The sequence below is a fragment of the Erwinia tasmaniensis Et1/99 genome (genome assembly GCF_000026185.1).
In the GTDB taxonomy this organism is placed as follows: Bacteria; Pseudomonadota; Gammaproteobacteria; order Enterobacterales; family Enterobacteriaceae; genus Erwinia; species Erwinia tasmaniensis.
On record NC_010694.1, the window covers coordinates 2,366,967 to 2,385,051 of the forward strand.

17 protein-coding genes are annotated in these 18,085 nt (G+C 54.5%); 9 read left to right on the forward strand and 8 right to left on the reverse strand.

Annotation, left to right across the window (positions count from 1 at the left end):
• Positions 1-76: 76 nt before the first annotated feature.
• Together ETA_RS11640 and fabA are read left to right on the forward strand one after the other, a co-directional pair.
• Positions 77-1,909: an AAA family ATPase gene (locus ETA_RS11640; RefSeq protein ID WP_042958993.1), complete on the forward strand. Its 1,833-nt coding sequence runs from the start codon at positions 77-79 to the stop codon at positions 1,907-1,909.
• Positions 1,910-1,977: 68 nt separating this feature from the next.
• Complete coding sequence (gene fabA, locus ETA_RS11645) at positions 1,978-2,496, forward strand: bifunctional 3-hydroxydecanoyl-ACP dehydratase/trans-2-decenoyl-ACP isomerase (RefSeq protein WP_012441823.1); 519 nt, start codon at positions 1,978-1,980, stop codon at positions 2,494-2,496.
• A 74-nt stretch (positions 2,497-2,570) separates the two neighbouring features.
• Here fabA and rmf read toward each other — a convergent pair whose 3' ends face one another.
• The 6 genes from rmf to rlmKL form a co-directional block, all read right to left on the reverse strand.
• Entirely contained in the window at positions 2,571-2,738 is a 168-nt protein-coding gene (gene rmf, locus ETA_RS19305) for a ribosome modulation factor (RefSeq protein WP_071819178.1), read from the reverse strand.
• A gap of 276 nt (positions 2,739-3,014) precedes the next feature.
• On the reverse strand, positions 3,015-3,578 hold the full coding sequence (gene pqiC, locus ETA_RS11650; protein ID WP_012441825.1) for a membrane integrity-associated transporter subunit PqiC: 564 nt from the start codon (positions 3,576-3,578) through the stop codon (positions 3,015-3,017).
• Positions 3,578-5,218: an intermembrane transport protein PqiB gene (gene pqiB / locus ETA_RS11655; protein WP_012441826.1), complete on the reverse strand. Its 1,641-nt coding sequence runs from the start codon at positions 5,216-5,218 to the stop codon at positions 3,578-3,580. Before pqiB ends, pqiC begins: the two co-directional genes overlap by 1 nt.
• Positions 5,205-6,479, reverse strand: a complete 1,275-nt coding sequence (gene pqiA, locus ETA_RS11660; RefSeq protein ID WP_012441827.1) for a membrane integrity-associated transporter subunit PqiA — start codon at positions 6,477-6,479, stop codon at positions 5,205-5,207. Before pqiA ends, pqiB begins: the two co-directional genes overlap by 14 nt.
• An 18-nt stretch (positions 6,480-6,497) precedes the next feature.
• Complete coding sequence (locus tag ETA_RS11665) at positions 6,498-8,411, reverse strand: ABC transporter ATP-binding protein (RefSeq protein WP_012441828.1); 1,914 nt, start codon at positions 8,409-8,411, stop codon at positions 6,498-6,500.
• 6 nt (positions 8,412-8,417) lie between these two features.
• Positions 8,418-10,535 (reverse strand): bifunctional 23S rRNA (guanine(2069)-N(7))-methyltransferase RlmK/23S rRNA (guanine(2445)-N(2))-methyltransferase RlmL, encoded by a 2,118-nt coding sequence (rlmKL, locus tag ETA_RS11670; protein WP_012441829.1) that lies wholly within the window; start codon positions 10,533-10,535, stop codon positions 8,418-8,420.
• Positions 10,536-10,658: 123 nt separating this feature from the next.
• Between rlmKL and ETA_RS11675 the strand changes: the two genes are divergently transcribed.
• Positions 10,659-11,768: a YcbX family protein gene (locus tag ETA_RS11675; RefSeq protein WP_012441830.1), complete on the forward strand. Its 1,110-nt coding sequence runs from the start codon at positions 10,659-10,661 to the stop codon at positions 11,766-11,768.
• Positions 11,769-11,789: 21 nt separating this feature from the next.
• Here the strand turns inward: ETA_RS11675 and ETA_RS11680 are convergent, their stop codons facing one another.
• Both ETA_RS11680 and pyrD read right to left on the reverse strand, forming a co-directional pair.
• The gene (locus ETA_RS11680; protein WP_012441831.1) at positions 11,790-12,335 is read right to left on the reverse strand and encodes a cell division protein ZapC; all 546 of its coding nucleotides are present in this window, start codon (positions 12,333-12,335) and stop codon (positions 11,790-11,792) included.
• A 183-nt stretch (positions 12,336-12,518) separates the two neighbouring features.
• Positions 12,519-13,529, reverse strand: a complete 1,011-nt coding sequence (gene pyrD / locus ETA_RS11685; protein WP_012441832.1) for a quinone-dependent dihydroorotate dehydrogenase — start codon at positions 13,527-13,529, stop codon at positions 12,519-12,521.
• Here pyrD and ETA_RS11690 point away from each other — a divergent pair.
• From ETA_RS11690 to ssuB, 6 genes are read left to right on the forward strand one after another with little or no spacing between them, the layout of a single operon-like run.
• Entirely contained in the window at positions 13,528-13,746 is a 219-nt protein-coding gene (locus ETA_RS11690; protein WP_012441833.1) for a hypothetical protein, read from the forward strand. The genes pyrD and ETA_RS11690 overlap by 2 nt on opposite strands.
• Positions 13,747-13,785: 39 nt before the next feature.
• Positions 13,786-14,337 (forward strand): NADPH-dependent FMN reductase, encoded by a 552-nt coding sequence (ssuE, locus tag ETA_RS11695; RefSeq protein WP_012441834.1) that lies wholly within the window; start codon positions 13,786-13,788, stop codon positions 14,335-14,337.
• A gap of 13 nt (positions 14,338-14,350) precedes the next feature.
• On the forward strand, positions 14,351-15,310 hold the full coding sequence (locus tag ETA_RS11700) for a sulfonate ABC transporter substrate-binding protein (protein WP_012441835.1): 960 nt from the start codon (positions 14,351-14,353) through the stop codon (positions 15,308-15,310).
• Between the two features lie 16 nt (positions 15,311-15,326).
• Complete coding sequence (ssuD, locus tag ETA_RS11705) at positions 15,327-16,472, forward strand: FMNH2-dependent alkanesulfonate monooxygenase (protein WP_012441836.1); 1,146 nt, start codon at positions 15,327-15,329, stop codon at positions 16,470-16,472.
• Between the two features lie 9 nt (positions 16,473-16,481).
• Positions 16,482-17,273, forward strand: a complete 792-nt coding sequence (gene ssuC, locus ETA_RS11710) for an aliphatic sulfonate ABC transporter permease SsuC (RefSeq protein ID WP_012441837.1) — start codon at positions 16,482-16,484, stop codon at positions 17,271-17,273.
• Complete coding sequence (gene ssuB / locus ETA_RS11715; protein ID WP_012441838.1) at positions 17,270-18,058, forward strand: aliphatic sulfonates ABC transporter ATP-binding protein; 789 nt, start codon at positions 17,270-17,272, stop codon at positions 18,056-18,058. The genes ssuC and ssuB overlap by 4 nt, the downstream gene beginning before the upstream one ends.
• Positions 18,059-18,085: the final 27 nt, after the last annotated feature.

Consider the following 18,085-nt stretch of genomic DNA (forward strand, 5'->3'; position numbering starts at 1 on the left):
AACAGTTTTTTTTCATGTGACCGTAAAGAAAACGGATAGCGGTAGATGATTGTGCAATCAGAACTGCGGTAAAAGCATGTGTACGGTGCTTAACGGGCTGAAATCGCGTATAATGCCGCTTTTATTCATTTCAGAAAAAACGATAACTTTGACCAACTACCGATTAGAATGGCGCGCCCTACAGCCCGATACCGAACGTTTTCAGCATCTTTCCTTGCCTGCCCCGGCTGCCGATGCGGATTGCCTTGCCGCCGTGCAGGCACGGCTATGCAATGGCCTAAGTCTGTTACTGCAAACCCGGGCTAGAGTACCGCTGATGCTGGTCAAAAGTCCTGAGAGCGCCGCCTACCTTGCTTTGCTACAGAATATAATTTCTACCATGGCAGACAATGAAGACGATGCGGCAATGCTGTACGGCGGTCACTATCAGGTTACTGACCGCCAGGTAAGCTGGCATGCGGCCCAATCCGCAGATGACAACTTCGCCAGCGTGGGCGGTGTGCATCAGGCCGGCTGGATCGAACCCGAGCAGCTTTTTGGCTGCGTGCGTACCCATCATTCAAACCTCTCTCTTTCACCCGGTCTGGTTCATCAAGCTAATGGCGGGGTGCTGATCCTTTCTCTGCGTACTCTGCTTGCCCAGCCGTTGATGTGGCTGCGTCTGAAACAGATCCTGGTTAATCAGCGATTTGATTGGCATTCCCAGGATGAAAATCGCCCATTGCCGCTGGACATTCCATCAATGCCAATGCAGTTTCGACTGGTTCTAATCGGTGAACGCGATGCTCTGGCTGATTTCCAGGATATGGAACCTGAACTGGCCAGCGTATCGCTGTACAGCGAATTCGAAGACCATATTCAGCTGGCAGATGATGAAGATATCAATCACTGGATAATGTGGGTGCAAAGCGTTGCAGAGAGTCTTGACTGCCCTGCCCCGGCTACAGATTTATGGCCTGTGTTGGTCCGTGAGGCCGCACGCTATACCGGCGACCAGGATGCGCTTCCGCTGGAGCCAGAGTGGATTGGACGCCAGCTTCAGGAGGCCGCGTTGTACAATGACGGCGCTGAGCTGAGCGCGCAAAATCTGCAGGATGCCCTAAGCACGCGTGAATGGCGAGAGGGCTTCCTGTCGGACAGGATGCGCGACGAAATTTTGCAGGAGCAGATCCTGATTGAAACTGAAGGCGAAATGATTGGTCAGATCAACGCCCTTTCGGTGATGGAGTTTCCCGGTCATCCGCGCGCCTTTGGTGAACCCTCGCGCATCAGCTGCGTGGTACACGCCGGTGATGGCGAATTCACCGATGTAGAGCGCAAGGCAGAGCTTGGCGGAAATATTCATGCAAAAGGCATGATGATCATGCAGTCCTGGCTAATGACCGAGTTAGAGCTGGAGCAACAGCTTCCGTTTTCAGCCTCACTGGTCTTTGAACAGTCTTATTCAGAAGTCGACGGCGACAGCGCTTCACTTGCCGAGCTTTGCGCACTTATCAGCGCCCTTGCGCTGCAACCGATCAACCAGCAGATTGCGGTGACGGGCTCCGTCGACCAGTTCGGCCGCGTACAGCCGGTAGGTGGCGTGAATGAAAAAATCGAAGGTTTTTTCCACATTTGTAACCAGCGCACGCTTAGTGGTAATCAGGGCGTTATTATTCCTGCTGCTAACGTCCGCCATCTTTCCTTACAGCAAGAGGTTGTCGATGCTGTACGTGAGGGTAAATTTCATCTTTGGGCCGTATCCAGCGTTGATGAAGCGCTGCCGCTGCTGACGGGCAAAGAGTGGCATAAGGAGCAAGGCGCCTGCCTGCTCCAGACGATACAAGAGCGTATAGCACAAATTACCCTGCCGGATGCCCGGCACCATCCCTGGCCTCTGCGCTGGCTAAACTGGTTTAACCGAAGCTGATCGGACTTGTTCAGCTTACACCTGTAAGCTAAAATCCGACACTCACTTAAAGAAGGCTTATTGAGAATATGGTTGATAAACGCGAATCCTATACAAAAGAAGATCTGATTGCCTCAGGTCGCAGTGAACTGTTTGGCGCTGGAGGCCCACCGTTGCCATCCGGTAATATGTTGATGATGGACCGCGTTGTTAAAATGACCGAAGACGGCGGGAAATATGATAAAGGCTTTGTCGAAGCAGAGCTGGATATCAACCCCGATCTGTGGTTCTTCTCCTGCCATTTCATCGGCGATCCGGTGATGCCAGGCTGCCTGGGGCTTGATGCCATGTGGCAACTGGTTGGCTTCTACCTGGGCTGGTTAGGTGGTGAGGGTAAAGGTCGTGCGCTGGGCGTTGGTGAGGTTAAATTCTCCGGGCAGGTGCTGCCAACGGCTAAAAAAGTGTCTTACCGAATCCACTTCAAGCGCGTTATCAACCGCAAGCTGGTAATGGGCGTGGCAGACGGTGAGGTCCTGGTCGATGGTGAAGTGATTTATACCGCCAGCGATCTGAAAGTGGGCCTGTTTAAAGACACCGCCGCCTTCTGATAAAGGCTTTATCGCATTGCCGAAAAATGAAAACCTCCGCCACGGCGGAGGTCTATCCTTTCGTTAAACAGGCGTTACGCGGTAACCGTCCTGTCCTCCATGGCTTGTCGCCAACCTCCCAGCCAGTAAGACCGAGCCTCCAGCATTTGATAAGGGCACATCTCCTTCGAGCGCCCGGTAATGCCTGCGTGATAACCTCGCGAATGTGCCCGATCAAGACGGTCTCGTTTCTGTCTCTTCATGCCGCGTTTCCCTCATTTTAGTCTGGTGGAATCTGGTGGAAAGATAACAGTGGTTACTTTACGAGCAACCACGGTCAATTCTTACCGCGACTGACAACAAAAATCAATGCAAAAATGTCACGTGAGTGTCATATTTGTGAACCAGTCTAAAGTTTTCTTTTCCTCATGCGACAAAGCAAAAAAAATCACCTAACCACATGATTTATAGAAAACTTTTTACTATGCAACCGTCCATGGTTGCCATCATAAAAGGTTGAACCTGTCGTGTTTACGAGGTTATTTACCGTTTGCAATCATCGCATTAGCAACCTGATCTGCAACCTGCTGCCAGCCAGCAGCCAGTGTTCTTACCAGAGCATCATATCCATCGTCTTTCTGCGGCAGCGCTATCACAAACGGCTGCTTGAACAGTTCACCGTTATGTTCCAGCACCCACTCACCGCTGACGACCGCATGGCCGTCATAGCGACCGTGGAAACCGCTTACGTCAACCTTCAACGTGTCATGCTGCTGGCCAAGCGGCGTGGATGAAATGAGCACCTGCGGTAGCGTCGCGCTCAGATTGCTGACCAGCGTTTGTTGTAGCTGCTGGTCCAGCGGGCTGGCCCACTGGTTATTCGTGGCGATAACATATTGCACATCGTTACTTTGGTAAACCACACCGCTACCAGCCAGATAATCGGGCACGGTGACGCGCTCGACCCAAAGCGGCCGGGCCAGTGTCGAACTGCTGACGGCTGTGCTTGGCGTTACCGTAGGTAGCTGATAGTAAGCCGTTTTCGGCCCGCTGCCACAGGCGCTCAGCGTCAGGGCAAGCGCTACAGGGATCCATTTCATCATTATTTCGCCCTCTTTGGCTGTGGGTCTTGACCCGGTTTGGCTTCGAACACCAGCGCATTACTTTTGGTGTTCAGCGTTTTCAGTACCGGCTGTAGCTCGCGCAGAACCTGATCGAGGCGCTGCATATCGCCCACCATTTTGTTGTACGCCGGCGATCCCGGCTGGAAGCCTTTCATGCTGCGGTTAAGTTCGCGTAAAGTGCTCTGCATATCAGCAGGCAGCTCTTTCATCGATTGGCTTGAAGTCAGCTGATTAAGGTTATCCAGCGTTTTTTGCAGCTCACGTAGCGTACGCTGACTCTCCTTCAGGGTGCCGGTTGCTTCATTCAGCATCGGATTAAGCGGCAGACGATTAATTTTGTCCAGGGACTCCATCAACTTCTGCTGAATTTGCGCCAGCCCTCCGCTTACGGTCGGGATCACGCTATAGTTTGCAAAGGTCGCCGGGCCGGAAACCGGTTTGGCATTATTATAGAAATCCAGATCGACATATAAGGCCCCGGTCAGCAGGTTGGCAGACTTCAGCGAGGCGCGCAGACCGGCAGCGACGCCATCTTTCAAATGTTCCTCGAAGTTGAAATCTTTGCCCAGCTGCGACTGGAAACGATCGGGCTCAATGCGGATCAGTACCGGAATTCGATAATCGTTATTCAGACGTTGAACGATGCCCGGCATAGTAAATGGCACATCTGCGACAGTACCGAGGCGGATGCCGCGGAACTCAACCGGCGCGCCTTTTTGCAGACCACGGATCGAGTCGTTGAAGAACAGCAGGAAGTCTTTATGCACGCTGTACAACGAATCCTGAATACTGCGCTGATCGTTGAACAGCCGATACTCCGCTTTATTTTCCGCCGGCGTGCCCAGATCCCATCCGGATGGAATGTCAAAACTCACGCCGCCGCTGAACAGCGTAGTGAGCGACCCCATTTCGACGCGCATACCGGAAGCCGACATATCCACCGCAATGCCGCTGTCTTTCCAGAAACGGACATTATTGGTCACCAGACGGTCGTAGGGGGCGGATACGAACAGCTGATAGGTCATCATGCGTTTATCTGCATCAAACGCACTGGTCTCCACCGAGCCCACCCGATAGCCACGGAACAGCACCGGATCGCCCGCTCTTAGCTGCCCGGATTTTTCACTATCCAACGTGATGCGGATACCTTTAGCGTCCGGTGGAGCCAGCGGTGGCGTATCCAGCAGGGCATACTGCTCTGCCTTTTCCTGTTTAGATCCGGGCTGCAGCTCAATATAGGCTCCCGAAAGCAGCGTACCCAGCCCGGTTACCCCTTCAGTGCCTATTGCCGGCTTCACCACCCAGAACGCACTGTCTGCACTCAGCAGTTTTTCCATACCCGAATTGAGTCGCGCCTTGATTTCAACATGATGCAAATCATCTGTCAGCACGGCACTTTCCACCGTGCCAACATCAACGCTGCGGCTTTTTATCTTGGTTTTGCCGCCTTCAATCCCTTCGGCATTGGTGGTGATCAAGGTCACCATCGGGCCCTGATGGCTAAAATGGTAAAAGATAATCCATGCCCCGATCAGCACGGTCACAATGGGGATGATCCACACAGGTGACCAGCGCTTAATCTGTTCAACTCTGGCCGTTCCGTCGTTATTCTCCGTCACTTGCAGGCTCCTCAGTACTCTTTTCTCTTGCCCTGTCCCAGGTGAGACGGGGATCAAACGTCATAGCGGCAAACATAGTCAAGATAACCACCAGCGCAAACAGCAACGCCCCAATGGCAGGATAGATATTCATCAGCCTTCCGATGCGAACCAGTGCTGACAACACGGCAATGACAAATACGTCAATCATCGACCAGCGCCCGACAAACTCCACCACTTCATAGATCTTGTGCATGCGCTCACTGTCTTTCCTGTTGCTTTTTTCCCCGTTAGCATCCCAGCACAACCAGCCAATGGCGATCATCTTCAACGAGGGGACCATGATACTGGCGATAAAAATGACCAGCGCCACCGGATAAGACCCTTCGCTCCACAGCAGGATCACACCCGCCATAATGGTTGAGGTGATTTTATTACCCAACGCCTCGGTGATCATAATGGGCATCAGATTAGCTGGGATGTAGAGCAGTATGGAGGTGATAAGCAGCGCCATCGTCCACTGTAAACTATGTTTGCGCCGGGGATGACCGCGTGTTGCACAACGCGGGCAGACGACCGTATCGCTTGGCAGCACGGCGGTGCAACAGCGGCAGGAACGTAACCCCTGGCGCAGGCCGCTCACGGCCGACTTTGGCTTAAAGCTAAGGGCTGGCAAAGGGGCAATCCGCAACCACAGGCTACGCCTGTCAATACATTGAAACGCTTTGAGTTGCAGTATGCAAAAAAGACACCACGGGATAAAGCTGGTGCCAATACCAATATCGCCGTAGGCCATCAGCTTAACAAAACTCACCAGGACACCGGCGAGAAAAATCTCCGCCATACCCCAGCTTTTCAGATGAAACAGCACGCGCGTCATGCTGCGCTTCAGCGGCTGCGGCATCTTTGCAGAGTTAACCAACAGCAAAATGGTCAGCATACAGAGGGCGGGAACGCCCTGAACGAAGAGCAAAAACATCGTGGCCAGACTGCTGTAGTTATCGCTAACCATCACGCTGGGTATTTGTATCAGGGTGATTTCACTGCTCAGGCCAGCGACCTTCATATCGATAAAAGGAAATAAATTTGCCAGCAGCAGCATGAACAGCGCGGCTGACGCGTAGGCAGTTGGCCGCTTGCGCGGCTCAACCCAGTTTGATTGCAGCGTGGTGTGACAACGAGGGCAGCTTGCTCTGCTGCCCGGCCGGATATCGGGCAACTGTGTCATCAGGTCACACTGCGGACAAAGCATCCATTGATGCGCGTGGTGCGACGAACACATATTTAACCCTCTGTCTGACTAACCGCCGTTTTGTAACGACTCCAGATATTCCCAACGTTCGAAAGCGACTTCCAGCTCCTGCTCAGACTGCGCCAGCGCATCCAGCACCGGTTGAGTCATATCATGGGGCTGATTGAAGAAGTTCGCATCAGCAACCTGCGTCTGATACGACTCCAGCTTCGCCTCTAACTCTTCCATTTTTTTCGGCAGCTGCTCCAGCTCACGCTGCATATTATAGCTTAACTTGGCCGCTGGCTTTTTTACCGCTTCCTGCCTGACGCTGGTCTGAGGCGCAGCGGCACCGGTGCCTTTGGCTGCCGTGCGATTCTCCTTCCACGCCCGGCGTTGCAGCTGGGCGTCATGGTAACCGCCGACAAAGGCACCAACATCACCGTTACCCTCGAAAATCCAGCATTCGGTCACGGTATTATCAACGAACTGACGGTCGTGGCTTACCAGCAGAACCGTGCCCTGGTAGCCGTCAATCAACTCTTCCAGCAGCTCCAGCGTTTCCACGTCAAGGTCGTTGGTCGGTTCATCGAGGATCAGCAGGTTGCTTGGCTTGAGAAAAAGTCGTGCCAGCAGCAGGCGGTTGCGCTCACCGCCGGACAGGGCGCGTACCGGCGTCATTGCGCGTTTCGGATGGAACAGGAACTCCTGCAGATAGCCCAGAACGTGGCGCGGCTTACCGTTCACCATCACTTCCTGTTTACCTTCTGCCAGGTTGTCCATCACGGTGCGATCCGGATCCAGTTCGGCGCGATGCTGGTCGAAATAAGCCACTTCCAGCTTAGTGCCGATATGCACCCTTCCATTATCGGCTTTTAACTGATCGAGCATCAGTTTTAGCAGCGTGGTTTTACCGCAGCCGTTAGGGCCAATCAGCGCGATTTTATCACCACGCTGTACCTGGCGTGAGAAATCACGCACCAGCTGTTTTCCGGCAATGCCGTAGCTGACGTTTTCCAGCTCGAAGACAATCTTGCCGGAGCGGCTTGCTTCCTCAACCTGCATGTTGGCTTTGCCCATCACTTCACGGCGCTCCGAGCGCTCGCGACGCAATGCTTTCAGCGCGCGCACGCGACCCTCGTTACGCGTACGGCGCGCCTTGATGCCCTGACGTATCCACACCTCTTCCTGGGCCAGCTTGCGGTCAAATTCGGCGTTTTGCATCTCTTCAACGCGCAGCGCTTCTTCTTTGCTGGTCAGGTAGAGATCGTAATCACCCGGCCAGGAGACCAGCTTGCCACGGTCGAGATCGACAATGCGTGTCGCCATATTGCGGATAAACGATCGGTCATGCGAGATAAAGATAATGCTGCCCTGGAAGGTCTTCAGGAAGGTTTCCAGCCAGTCTATGGTTTCAATATCTAAGTGGTTGGTCGGCTCATCCAGCATCAGCACTTTGGGGTTGCTGACCAGCGCACGTCCGAGCGCCGCCTTACGCAGCCAGCCGCCGGAGAGTGACGACAGCTGCGCGTCGCCGTCCAGACCAATCTGTTTCAACACGTCGCTAATCCGGCTTTCCAGCTGCCACAGATTCTGGTGATCGAGAATCGCCTGCAGCCGCGCCATCTCATTGAGATTTTTGTCACTCGGATCTTCCATGACCAGATGGGAGATAGCGTGATAGGCCTTGAGATGCTCCGCCTGTTCCTCAACGCCTTCGGCAACAAAGTCATACACTGAACCCTGCACGTTGCGCGGCGGGTCCTGTTGCAGACGCGCAACGATCAGATCCTGTTCATAGATGATGCGTCCGTCATCCAGCGGCTGTTCACGGTTGATAATTTTCATCAGGGTGGATTTACCCGCCCCGTTACGACCGACCAGACATACCCGTTCGTTTTCTTCGATATGCAGTTCGGTGTTATCCAACAGCGGCGCATCGCTGAATGAGAGATAAGCGCCGTGAATACTAATTAGTGACATAAAACCTTATTCCTTACCGGCGTGAGTAATCAGCCAGCAGTTATGAATTTGACGGTTGCGGGCAAAATCCTGCGACTGCGTTTTGGTAGTGATCTCATTCGCGACCAGGCCCAGAGCCTCCATCCCGGCAAAGTCCATTTTGAAACCGCGCTTATTGTTAGAGAACATCACGGTGCCATTTTTACGCAGCAGACGTTTCAAATCCTTCATCAAATCAAGATGATCGCGCTGAACATCAAAGCTTTCATCCATACGTTTGGAGTTTGAAAATGTCGGTGGATCGATAAAAATCAGGTCAAACTGCTCGTCCGCATCGCGCAGCCAGCTCAAACAGTCAGCCTGCATCAGGCGGTGCTGACGCCCGGAGAGGCCATTGAGACGCATATTGCGTTCAGCCCACTCCAGATAAGTGCGCGACATATCAATGGTGGTGGTAGTGCGCGCGCCACCTAAACCAGCATGCACGCTGGCGCTACCGGTGTAAGCGAACAGATTAAGAAAGTCTTTGCCCTTACTCATTTGCCCCAGCATTTTGCGCGCGATGCGATGGTCGAGGAAAACACCGGTATCGAGATAGTCGGTCAGATTGACCCATAATTTCGCGTTATACTCGGCGACCTCGAAGAAATCGCCCTTCTCACCCAGCTTCTGATACTGACTTTTTCCCTTCTGTTTCTCACGGGTTTTCAGTACCAGCTTATTAGCGGGCAGATCCAGTACGCTGAGCGTGGCGGAAATAACATCAAACAGACGCTGGCGCGCCTTAGCCGGGTCGATGGTCTTCGGCGCGGCGTACTCCTGGATCACTACCCAGTCGCCATAACGATCGACCGCCACATTATAATCCGGCAGGTCAGCATCATAGACGCGATAACATTGAATTCCTTCCTGGCGGGCCCACTTGTCCAGTTTTTTAACATTTTTACGCAGACGGTTGGCATAATCTTCAGCCAGCTGTCCTGCCGGGGCTCCGGTCGGATTTTCCGCCAGCTGATAATTTTTCTGAACACAGTCCAGCGGGCCATTTTTCGCCTTGAACTGACGCTCGGCGCGCAGCTGCAGACAGCTTAATAACTCCGGCGAGGCGCTGAACAGGGAAAGGTTCCAGCCGCCGAAATGGGTCTTCATAATGCGCCCCAGCTGGCCATGTAGAGCGATCAGCGCCGGTTCGCTGTCCAGTCGTTCACCGTAAGGGGGGTTACTTAACACGGTGCCGACGGGCCCTTGCGCCAGGGGATTCGTCAGCTTTAACACATCCTGGGTGGTGAAGCCGATCAGTTCAGCAAGCCCGGCGTTACGGGCGTTGATACGCGCACGGTCGATGACCCGCGCATCATTATCGTAGCCAAAGAAACGCGATGACGTCTGTGCAATGCCCTGGCGCGCGCGCTCGTGCGCTTCACGCGTGACGTCGCTCCATAACGACGGGTCAAACTTGCTCCAGCCGGTAAATCCCCAGTGTTTACGCTGTAGCCCCGGCGCACGATCGCTGGCTATCATTGCTGCTTCAATCAGCAGCGTACCCGAGCCACACATCGGGTCGACCAGCGGTGTGCCGGACTGCCAGCCGGAACGTAACACGATAGCGGCAGCCAGATTCTCCTTCAACGGAGCCTGACCTGTTTGCTGGCGATAGCCGCGCTGATGCAGGCCTTCGCCGCTGAGGTCCAGCGCAATGCTGGCGGTGTCTTTATTCAGCCAGACGTTGACGCGGATATCCGGCTGTTCGCGGTCAACATTCGGTCGCGGCAGATTTTTACGCGTAAAGCTGTCGACGATGGCATCTTTCACCTTCAGTGCACCATACTGGCTGTTGCGGATCACCTCATTTAACCCGCTAAAATGTACCGCGAAGGTTTTGTCACTGCTAAACATCGCCGGCCAGTCTATCGCCTGTACCCCAAGATAGAGATCCAGATCGCTGTAAACCGCGCATTCAGTCAACGGTAGCAGGATACGTGACGCAAGACGGCTCCACATCAGACTCTGATACATCAGACGATCGCTGACCTGATAATGTACGCCGCCCTGAACGATCTGGCAGCTTTCGGCTCCCAGACCTTCCAGTTCATTTTTTAACAGCTCTTCGAGCCCACGCGCCGTACTGGCAAACAGAGAATTCATAGCTTCACTTATCGTCATCATAAAATTGCTGCGCATTATAGCTAATCATGGCTTCATGTCATAAAGTTAGCGTATTTTACTGCATAAATTCCTGCCTGAACGGTGCAACTCTTTGGAGAATCGATGATTAGCCTGACCCGTATATTTGTTCACCCGGTCAAATCAATGCGCGCCATGCAGGTTTCACATGCTCAGGCATTAGCCAGCGGACTGGCGTTTGACCGCATCTTTATGCTGACCGAACCCGACGGCACATTCATTACCGCACGTCAGTACCCTTCTCTGGTGCTGTTAACGCCGGCGCTGGTTGTAGACGGCCTGCATCTCAGCGCCCCCGATGGCAGTAGCGCCAACGTGCGCTTTGCTGATTTCCAGTCTACCCCATCGCCGACCGAGGTATGGGGAAATGCGTTTACCGCTTTTATCGCTCCCGACAATATCAACCGGTGGCTGAGCGGCTTCTTTCCACGTCCGGTGCAGCTGCGCTGGGTGGGGCCTGAAATGACGCGCCGGGTGAAACGGTTCACACAGGTTCCACTCGGTTTTGCCGATGGCTATCCTTACCTGCTGGTCAGCGAGTCTTCGCTGCACGATGTGCAGCAACGCAGTCCGGCCGGGGTCAGAATGGAGCAGTTCCGCCCCAATCTGGTCGTGGGCGGCGCGCAGGCATGGGCAGAGGATAAGTGGTCATCGCTAAGGATAGGCGACGTTATTTTTGACGTGGCGAAACCCTGTAGCCGCTGTATTCTGACCACGGTCAGTACGCAGCATGGGCGCAAGCATCCGGGTGGTGAACCGCTGAACACCCTGCAACGCTTTCGTAGCGCGCAGGATGGTAGCGGTGATATCGATTTCGGCCTCAATCTGCTGGCGCGGAACAGCGGCGTGGTGCGCGTGGGTGATGAAATGGAGGTGTTGTCCACGCGCCCTGCGCGAGCTTACGGTGCCGGGCAGGTGCAGGATGAGCCGAAGGTAGCCACGAATACGGTCAGTGAAGTACAGATAAACTGGCAGGGCCAGCAATTTACCGGCAACAATCAGCAGGTATTGCTTGAACAGCTGGAAATGCAGGGAATAAAAGTGCCTTACTCTTGCCGGGCGGGCGTCTGCGGCAACTGCAGGGTATCTCTGATCGGTGGCGAGGTCCGGGCTATGAAGAAAAATGCTGTGCGTCAAGACGGAACGGTACTGAGCTGTAGCTGTATTCCGGCAGGCGATTTAGTACTGCGATAACGGTGGTCCCATCACCGCAAACTAGATCGCGTGTGCGAAGCGTAAACCGTCAGATCTTTCTAATGGGCGCAGGCGATCGTGCATGATTTTAATCGCATCCCCCAGCAACATTTCCCGGCCAGCCATCTTCAACTGTGGCTGTGCCAGCATACAAAGTGCGGCGCTTTCGCCAGGCTCTACCACCAGCAGCATGGCCGTTTCGCCGCTTTCGGAAACTTTTGCACACACCAGCTCACCACAGTCTGGGGGGCAGCCGGGTTGAAGATAATTATCAAAATGCCAGCTTTTTGGCATCAGGGGCTTCAGAAAGCGCGTTGCCACCAGCGCATTCAACACCAGTTCAGCACGCCTGTCGTCGCTGAGTTCAATTTCGCGGCAGCGCTCCTCAAAAGTGAAGAACATCGCGGCATCGTCAACGCTAAAACCGCAGGCGTTGAAGGCATCTGGGGTGAGCATCTTGCGACGAAAACGAGAACGAAACAGCATGCCGTTAGCGAGATCGAGCATCATACGGTCGAGTTCAGTATCAAAAAACCAACGCCACTTATCGTCTGGTTTAATCTTCATAAAAGCTTCCTGTATTAATACTTAGTTACAAACGGCCGAAAAAAGATGGTCGCTCTCAGCAACAGAAAGCAATTTCAGCAGCCCTACACACTTTTTCATGATTAATTATTGTGTGCACAGAGGAAAATATAAACGAGCCGGCGGCGAAAATAAAGCCCCCGACCTATTTAAGCAGCCTGCTTTCTACAGGTTGGTCACAATTTCTTTTATCAAAGGAGGGCCTTTGTAAATAAAACCGGAATATATTTGTACCAGCGAAGCACCTGCGGCGATTTTTTCCCGTGCGGAAATCAGCGAATCAATTCCTCCAACGCCAATAATCGGTACGCGCCCCTGCAATTCAGCCGACAGCCGGCGGATAATTTCAGTGCTGCGCAACTGCACCGGTCGTCCGCTTAATCCCCCGGCTTCATCAGCATACTTCAGTCCTTTAATCAGCTCCCGGTCGAGAGTGGTATTAGTGGCAATGACACCATCAATATGATGACGTACTAAACTGTCTGCCACTTGAATCAACTCTTCCTCAGAAAGGTCTGGTGCAATTTTTACGGCTATCGGCACATATTTATGATGCCTTGCTTGTAACTCGCTTTGCCGGGTTTTAATCGCCGCCAGCAAATCATCCAGCGCCTCACCGTATTGTAAAGATCGTAAGCCGGGGGTATTGGGCGAGGATATATTGATAGTGATATAGCCTGCGTATGGATAGATTTTATCCATGCAAACTAAATAATCCTCTTTGCCCTGTTCTACCGGAGTGTCTTTATTCTTGCCAATATTGATGCCGAGAATGCCGTCGAAATGCGCTTTCTTAACATTCTCCACCAGATTATCCACCCCGAGGTTATTAAACCCCATACGATTGATAATCCCTTCGGCTTCCACCACGCGGAACATCCTGGGCTTGTCGTTACCCGGCTGCGGACGAGGCGTGACGGTGCCAATCTCAATAAAACCAAAGCCCATTGCGCCAAACGCATCAATACATTCGCCGTTTTTGTCCAGTCCCGCTGCCAGCCCAAGCGGATTTTTAAAGGTCAGGCCCATGCAGTTAACCGGCTTGAAAGGAAGCGACTGATGAATGAGTTTGGTCAGAGGCGTGCCTGAGAGGCGTTTTAGCTGCTGCAAGGTCAACTCGTGCGCGCGCTCCGCATCGAGCTTGAAAAGCGCCTTACGAACGAAAGGATAATACATGGTCACTCCTGCGGTCCCGGTGGAAATCGGGTATGGATTATCAGGGTTTCTCTGCGCAAAGGGAAATGACCTGGCGCAAAAGCCGTTAAAAAATATTCGTTTGCCAGAAGAGCAGGCTTGTTACGCGGCGCTATATGTGGAAAACGGCTTAAATTTGCCGAATAAATCATTTAAGCCCCCCGAAGCGCTCTGCCAGGATAAGGCCATGAGTTCTTAAATTTAGTTAATCAATAACTTTTGGTTATAAGGAGCCGCTATGCGCATTATCACTCTGGCAGGAAGTCCTCGTTCTCCTTCACGCTCTACCGCGTTACTGACTCTGTGCCAGCAGGCTTTAGAGAGGCGTAGCGTCGAGGTTATCCCGTGGAATTTGCATGATTTTCTTCCTGAAGACCTGCTGTATGCCCGCTTCGATACGCCCGCTCTGAGGGCATTAACGCAAGACCTGCTGTCTGCGGACGGTGTGATTATTGCCACTCCCGTCTATAAAGCGTCATTTTCCGGGGCGTTAAAAACCCTGCTCGACCTGCTGCCAGAGCGTGCGCTGGAACATAAAGTGGTGTTACCGCTCGCCACCGGCGGCACCGTTTCCCATATGCTGGCGGTGGATTATGCGTTGAAGCCGGTACTTAATGCACTGAAAGCACAGGAGATCCTGCATGGGGTCTTTGCAGACGACTCGCAAATCACTCACTACGATCGCCAGCCGGAATTGTCACCGGTGCTGGCGGAACGTTTAGCTGAAGCGGTTGATACCTTATGGCATGCCCTTGCACGCCGCCGTCAGCCGTTGGCCACGGCCGTTTAATCTGGGAGTCATTATGACCTTGTTTTCACGAGTATTAACCCGCATTTTCGTTACCGGCCTGTTGACGTCAGGCGTTGCAGGTGCAGCAACCCAGAATGCTCCAGAACAACTCCGTATCGGCTATCAAAAAGGCTCGGTCAGCATGGTGCTGGCAAAGTCTCATCATTTATTGGAGCAGCGCTTTCCTGATACACAGATTAAATGGGTGGAGTTCCCCGCCGGGCCACAGATGTTAGAGGCTCTCAACGTCAACAGTATCGATCTGGGCAGTACCGGTGATATACCGCCGATTTTCGCTCAGGCTGCCGGAGCTGACCTGCTGTACGTGGGTGCCGAACCGCCCAAACCGCTGTCCGAAGTGATCCTCGTACCGGAAAACAGCCCGATCAAGACGGTCGCAGAGCTGAAAGGGCATAAAGTCGCATTTCAGAAAGGTTCCAGCTCCCACAACCTGTTACTGCGGGCGCTGCGGGAGGCGGGATTGAGCTTCAGCGATATCAAGCCTGCATTTCTCACGCCCGCAGATGCGCGCGCCGCTTTCCAGCAGGGTGATGTTGATGCCTGGACCATCTGGGATCCGTATTATTCCGCCGCGCTCCAGCAGGGCGGTGCGCGGGTACTGAAAGACGGCAGGACCTTGAGTCTTACCGGCTCGTTCTACCTGGCCACCCGTTCCTATACGCAGAAAAACGGCCTTTTTCTCCAGCAGGTCCTGGATACGTTTAGCCAGGCAGACGCGCTGACGCGCAGCCAGCGTGAACAAAGCGTGGATCTGCTCGCCACGGCAATGGGGTTGCCCAACGCGGTAATTGCCAGCTATCTCGATCATCGGCCTCCCACCACTATCAGCCTGGTGAGCGAACAAACGGCACGGGCGCAGCAGCAGACTGCTGACCTGTTTTACGCCAGCCACCTGATGCCGGTGAAGGTCGATATTTCCAGCCGCATCTGGCATGGCCCTTCGTCCAATTAATTGAGGAAGATAACACATGAGCCTTTCCGTATTCTGGTTTCTACCGACCCACGGCGATGGGCAGTATCTGGGCACCAATGAGGGTGCGCGTCCGGTAGATCACGCCTATTTGCAACAGATTGCCCAGGCCGCCGATCGCCTGGGGTTTGGCGGCGTGCTCATCCCGACCGGCCGCTCCTGTGAAGACGCCTGGCTGGTTGCCGCGTCGCTGATCCCGGTCACCCAGCGACTGCGTTTTTTGGTGGCGCTGCGCCCGGGCGTGATCTCCCCTACTCAGGCGGCGCGTCAGGCGGCAACGCTGGACCGCTTATCCAACGGCAGAGCCTTGTTTAACCTGGTGACCGGCGGTGATGCCGAAGAGCTGGCAGGGGATGGCGTATTTCTCGATCACCGCGAACGCTATGCGGAATCGGCTGAATTCACCAGGGTCTGGCGCCGCGTTCTTGAAGGTGAAACGGTTGATTACGAAGGAAAGCATGTGCATGTGCGCGGCGCACGGCTGCTGTTTAAGCCGGTGCAGCAACCGCGCCCCCCGCTGTGGTTTGGCGGCTCCTCAGAGGTGGCACAGGATCTGGCCGCAGAACAGGTAGATGTCTATCTGACATGGGGAGAGCCACCTGCTCAGGTGAAAGAGAAAATCGAACGAGTGCAGGCTAAAGCGGCGGCACAGGGGCGCAAAGTGCGTTTCGGCATTCGTCTGCATGTCATCGTGCGCGAAACCAATGAGGAAGCCTGGCAGGCCGCCGACCGTCTGATCTCGCATCTCGACGATGAGACTATTGCTAAAGCGCAGGAGGCGCTGGCACGCACCGACTCGGTCGGGCAGCAGCGAATGGCCGCCCTGCACGGCGGCAAGCGCGATCGACTGGAAATCAGTCCAAACCTGTGGGCCGGGGTGGGCCTGGTGCGCGGTGGAGCAGGCACGGCGCTGGTTGGCGACGGGCCAACGGTGGCGGCCCGCATGCAGGAGTATGCCGATCTCGGCATTGAAACCTTTATTCTTTCCGGCTACCCGCATCTTGAAGAGGCGTATCGGGTGGGTGAACTGCTGTTCCCGCACCTCGATCTTGTCGTGCCGGAAATCCCCCGGCCGGCCGCCATTCTGGCCCAGGGTGAGCATATTGCCCACCAGTTCGTGCCGCAAAAAGTGTCTCAAAGCTAGGGGTATCACATGAGCAGAACGTTGATCCGCATTAGAGATTTTTTGCTGCCGTGGGCCCTGCCGATCGTGCTGGTGGTGGGATGGCAGCTGGCGTCATGGGCGGGCTGGCTTTCGACGCGAATTCTACCCTCGCCCGAGGCCATCGTCGTGACGTTTTACAAGCTTTCTGCCAGCGGCGAGCTATGGCAACACCTGGCGATCAGCAGCTGGCGGGCCGTCATCGGATTCAGCATCGGCGGCTCCATTGGCCTGGTGCTTGGATTGATCACCGGCGTGTCTAAGCTCGGCGAACGCCTGCTGGATACGTCAGTGCAGATGCTGCGCAACATCCCGCATCTGGCCCTGATCCCGTTAGTTATCCTGTGGTTCGGCATCGATGAGTCTGCCAAAATTTTCCTTGTGGCGCTCGGTACGCTGTTTCCGATCTACATCAATACCTGGCACGGCATCCGCAATATTGATCGTGGGCTGATAGAGATGGCGCGCAGTTACGGCCTGTCCGGCTGGAGCCTGTTTATCCAGGTGGTGCTGCCGGGCGCTCTGCCCTCGATTATGGTCGGCGTGCGCTTTGCGCTCGGCCTGATGTGGCTAACGCTTATCGTGGCGGAAACGATTTCTGCCAGTTCTGGCATTGGCTATCTGGCCATGAATGCCCGCGAGTTCTTGCAGACCGATGTGGTGGTGGTAGCCATTATTCTCTATGCCCTGCTGGGAAAACTGGCTGACGTCAGCGCGCTGCTGTTGGAACGCGTCTGGCTACGCTGGCATCCGGCGTATCAACTGAAAGAGGAAACTCCATGAGCGAATTAACCCCCTCTCCGGCGCGTCTTAATGCCGGTACGCCGCTGGTGATTAAGGATATCAGCAAGCAGTACCACGGGCGGACGGTACTGAACGATATTAACCTGCATATCCCATCCGGCCAGTTTGTTGCCGTGGTGGGACGCAGCGGCTGCGGCAAAAGTACCCTGCTACGCCTGCTGGCCGGGCTGGAGAAAACCAGCCACGGTGAACTGCTGGCCGGCTCAGCGCCTCTTAGCAAGGTGCGCGAAGATATCCGCCTGATGTTTCAAGATGCGCGCCTGCTGCCGTGGAAAAGCGTTATCGACAATGTTGGCCTCGGGCTGAAAGGCAAAAACTGGAAAGAGGATGCCCTTGCGGCGCTTGAGGCGGTTGGCCTTGCCGACCGTGCCCCTGACTGGCCTGCTGCCCTGTCCGGCGGGCAGAAACAGCGTGTTGCGCTGGCGCGGGCATTGATCCATCGACCAGGCCTGCTGCTGCTGGATGAACCGCTGGGTGCCCTGGATGCGCTGACCCGCATCGAAATGCAGGATCTGATTGAAACCCTGTGGCAACGGCATCATTTTACCGTGCTACTGGTAACGCATGACGTCAGTGAAGCGGTGGCGCTGGCCGACAGGGTACTGCTGATTGAGGAGGGGGATATTGGTCTGGATCTGACGATCGATCTGCCGCGCCCGCGCCGTAAAGGATCGGTCAGGCTTGCTGAACTGGAAGCTGAAGTATTAGACAGGGTAATGAAGCGCACGCCTCCCGCCCACGACAGGCGCTACGCACAGCGCTAACGGCTCCGGGAAGTAAAATGGACGACC

Bases quoted from the DNA above. Each gene is read 5' to 3' on its own strand.
- pqiA (WP_012441827.1), bottom strand. From the start codon at position 6,479: ATGTGTTCGTCGCACCACGCGCATCAATGGATGCTTTGTCCGCAGTGT.
- ETA_RS11690 (WP_012441833.1), top strand. From the start codon at position 13,528: ATGGTCACTCCTGCGGTCCCGGTGGAAATCGGGTATGGATTATCAGGG.
- ETA_RS11640 (WP_042958993.1), top strand. From the start codon at position 77: ATGTGTACGGTGCTTAACGGGCTGAAATCGCGTATAATGCCGCTTTTA.
- pyrD (WP_012441832.1), bottom strand. From the start codon at position 13,529: ATGTATTATCCTTTCGTTCGTAAGGCGCTTTTCAAGCTCGATGCGGAG.
- ssuE (WP_012441834.1), top strand. From the start codon at position 13,786: ATGCGCATTATCACTCTGGCAGGAAGTCCTCGTTCTCCTTCACGCTCT.
- ssuD (WP_012441836.1), top strand. From the start codon at position 15,327: ATGAGCCTTTCCGTATTCTGGTTTCTACCGACCCACGGCGATGGGCAG.
- pqiC (WP_012441825.1), bottom strand. From the start codon at position 3,578: ATGATGAAATGGATCCCTGTAGCGCTTGCCCTGACGCTGAGCGCCTGT.
- ETA_RS11665 (WP_012441828.1), bottom strand. From the start codon at position 8,411: ATGTCACTAATTAGTATTCACGGCGCTTATCTCTCATTCAGCGATGCG.
- ETA_RS11700 (WP_012441835.1), top strand. From the start codon at position 14,351: ATGACCTTGTTTTCACGAGTATTAACCCGCATTTTCGTTACCGGCCTG.
- fabA (WP_012441823.1), top strand. From the start codon at position 1,978: ATGGTTGATAAACGCGAATCCTATACAAAAGAAGATCTGATTGCCTCA.
- rlmKL (WP_012441829.1), bottom strand. From the start codon at position 10,535: ATGAATTCTCTGTTTGCCAGTACGGCGCGTGGGCTCGAAGAGCTGTTA.
- ssuB (WP_012441838.1), top strand. From the start codon at position 17,270: ATGAGCGAATTAACCCCCTCTCCGGCGCGTCTTAATGCCGGTACGCCG.
- ETA_RS11680 (WP_012441831.1), bottom strand. From the start codon at position 12,335: ATGAAGATTAAACCAGACGATAAGTGGCGTTGGTTTTTTGATACTGAA.
- ETA_RS11675 (WP_012441830.1), top strand. From the start codon at position 10,659: ATGATTAGCCTGACCCGTATATTTGTTCACCCGGTCAAATCAATGCGC.
- ssuC (WP_012441837.1), top strand. From the start codon at position 16,482: ATGAGCAGAACGTTGATCCGCATTAGAGATTTTTTGCTGCCGTGGGCC.
- rmf (WP_071819178.1), bottom strand. From the start codon at position 2,738: ATGAAGAGACAGAAACGAGACCGTCTTGATCGGGCACATTCGCGAGGT.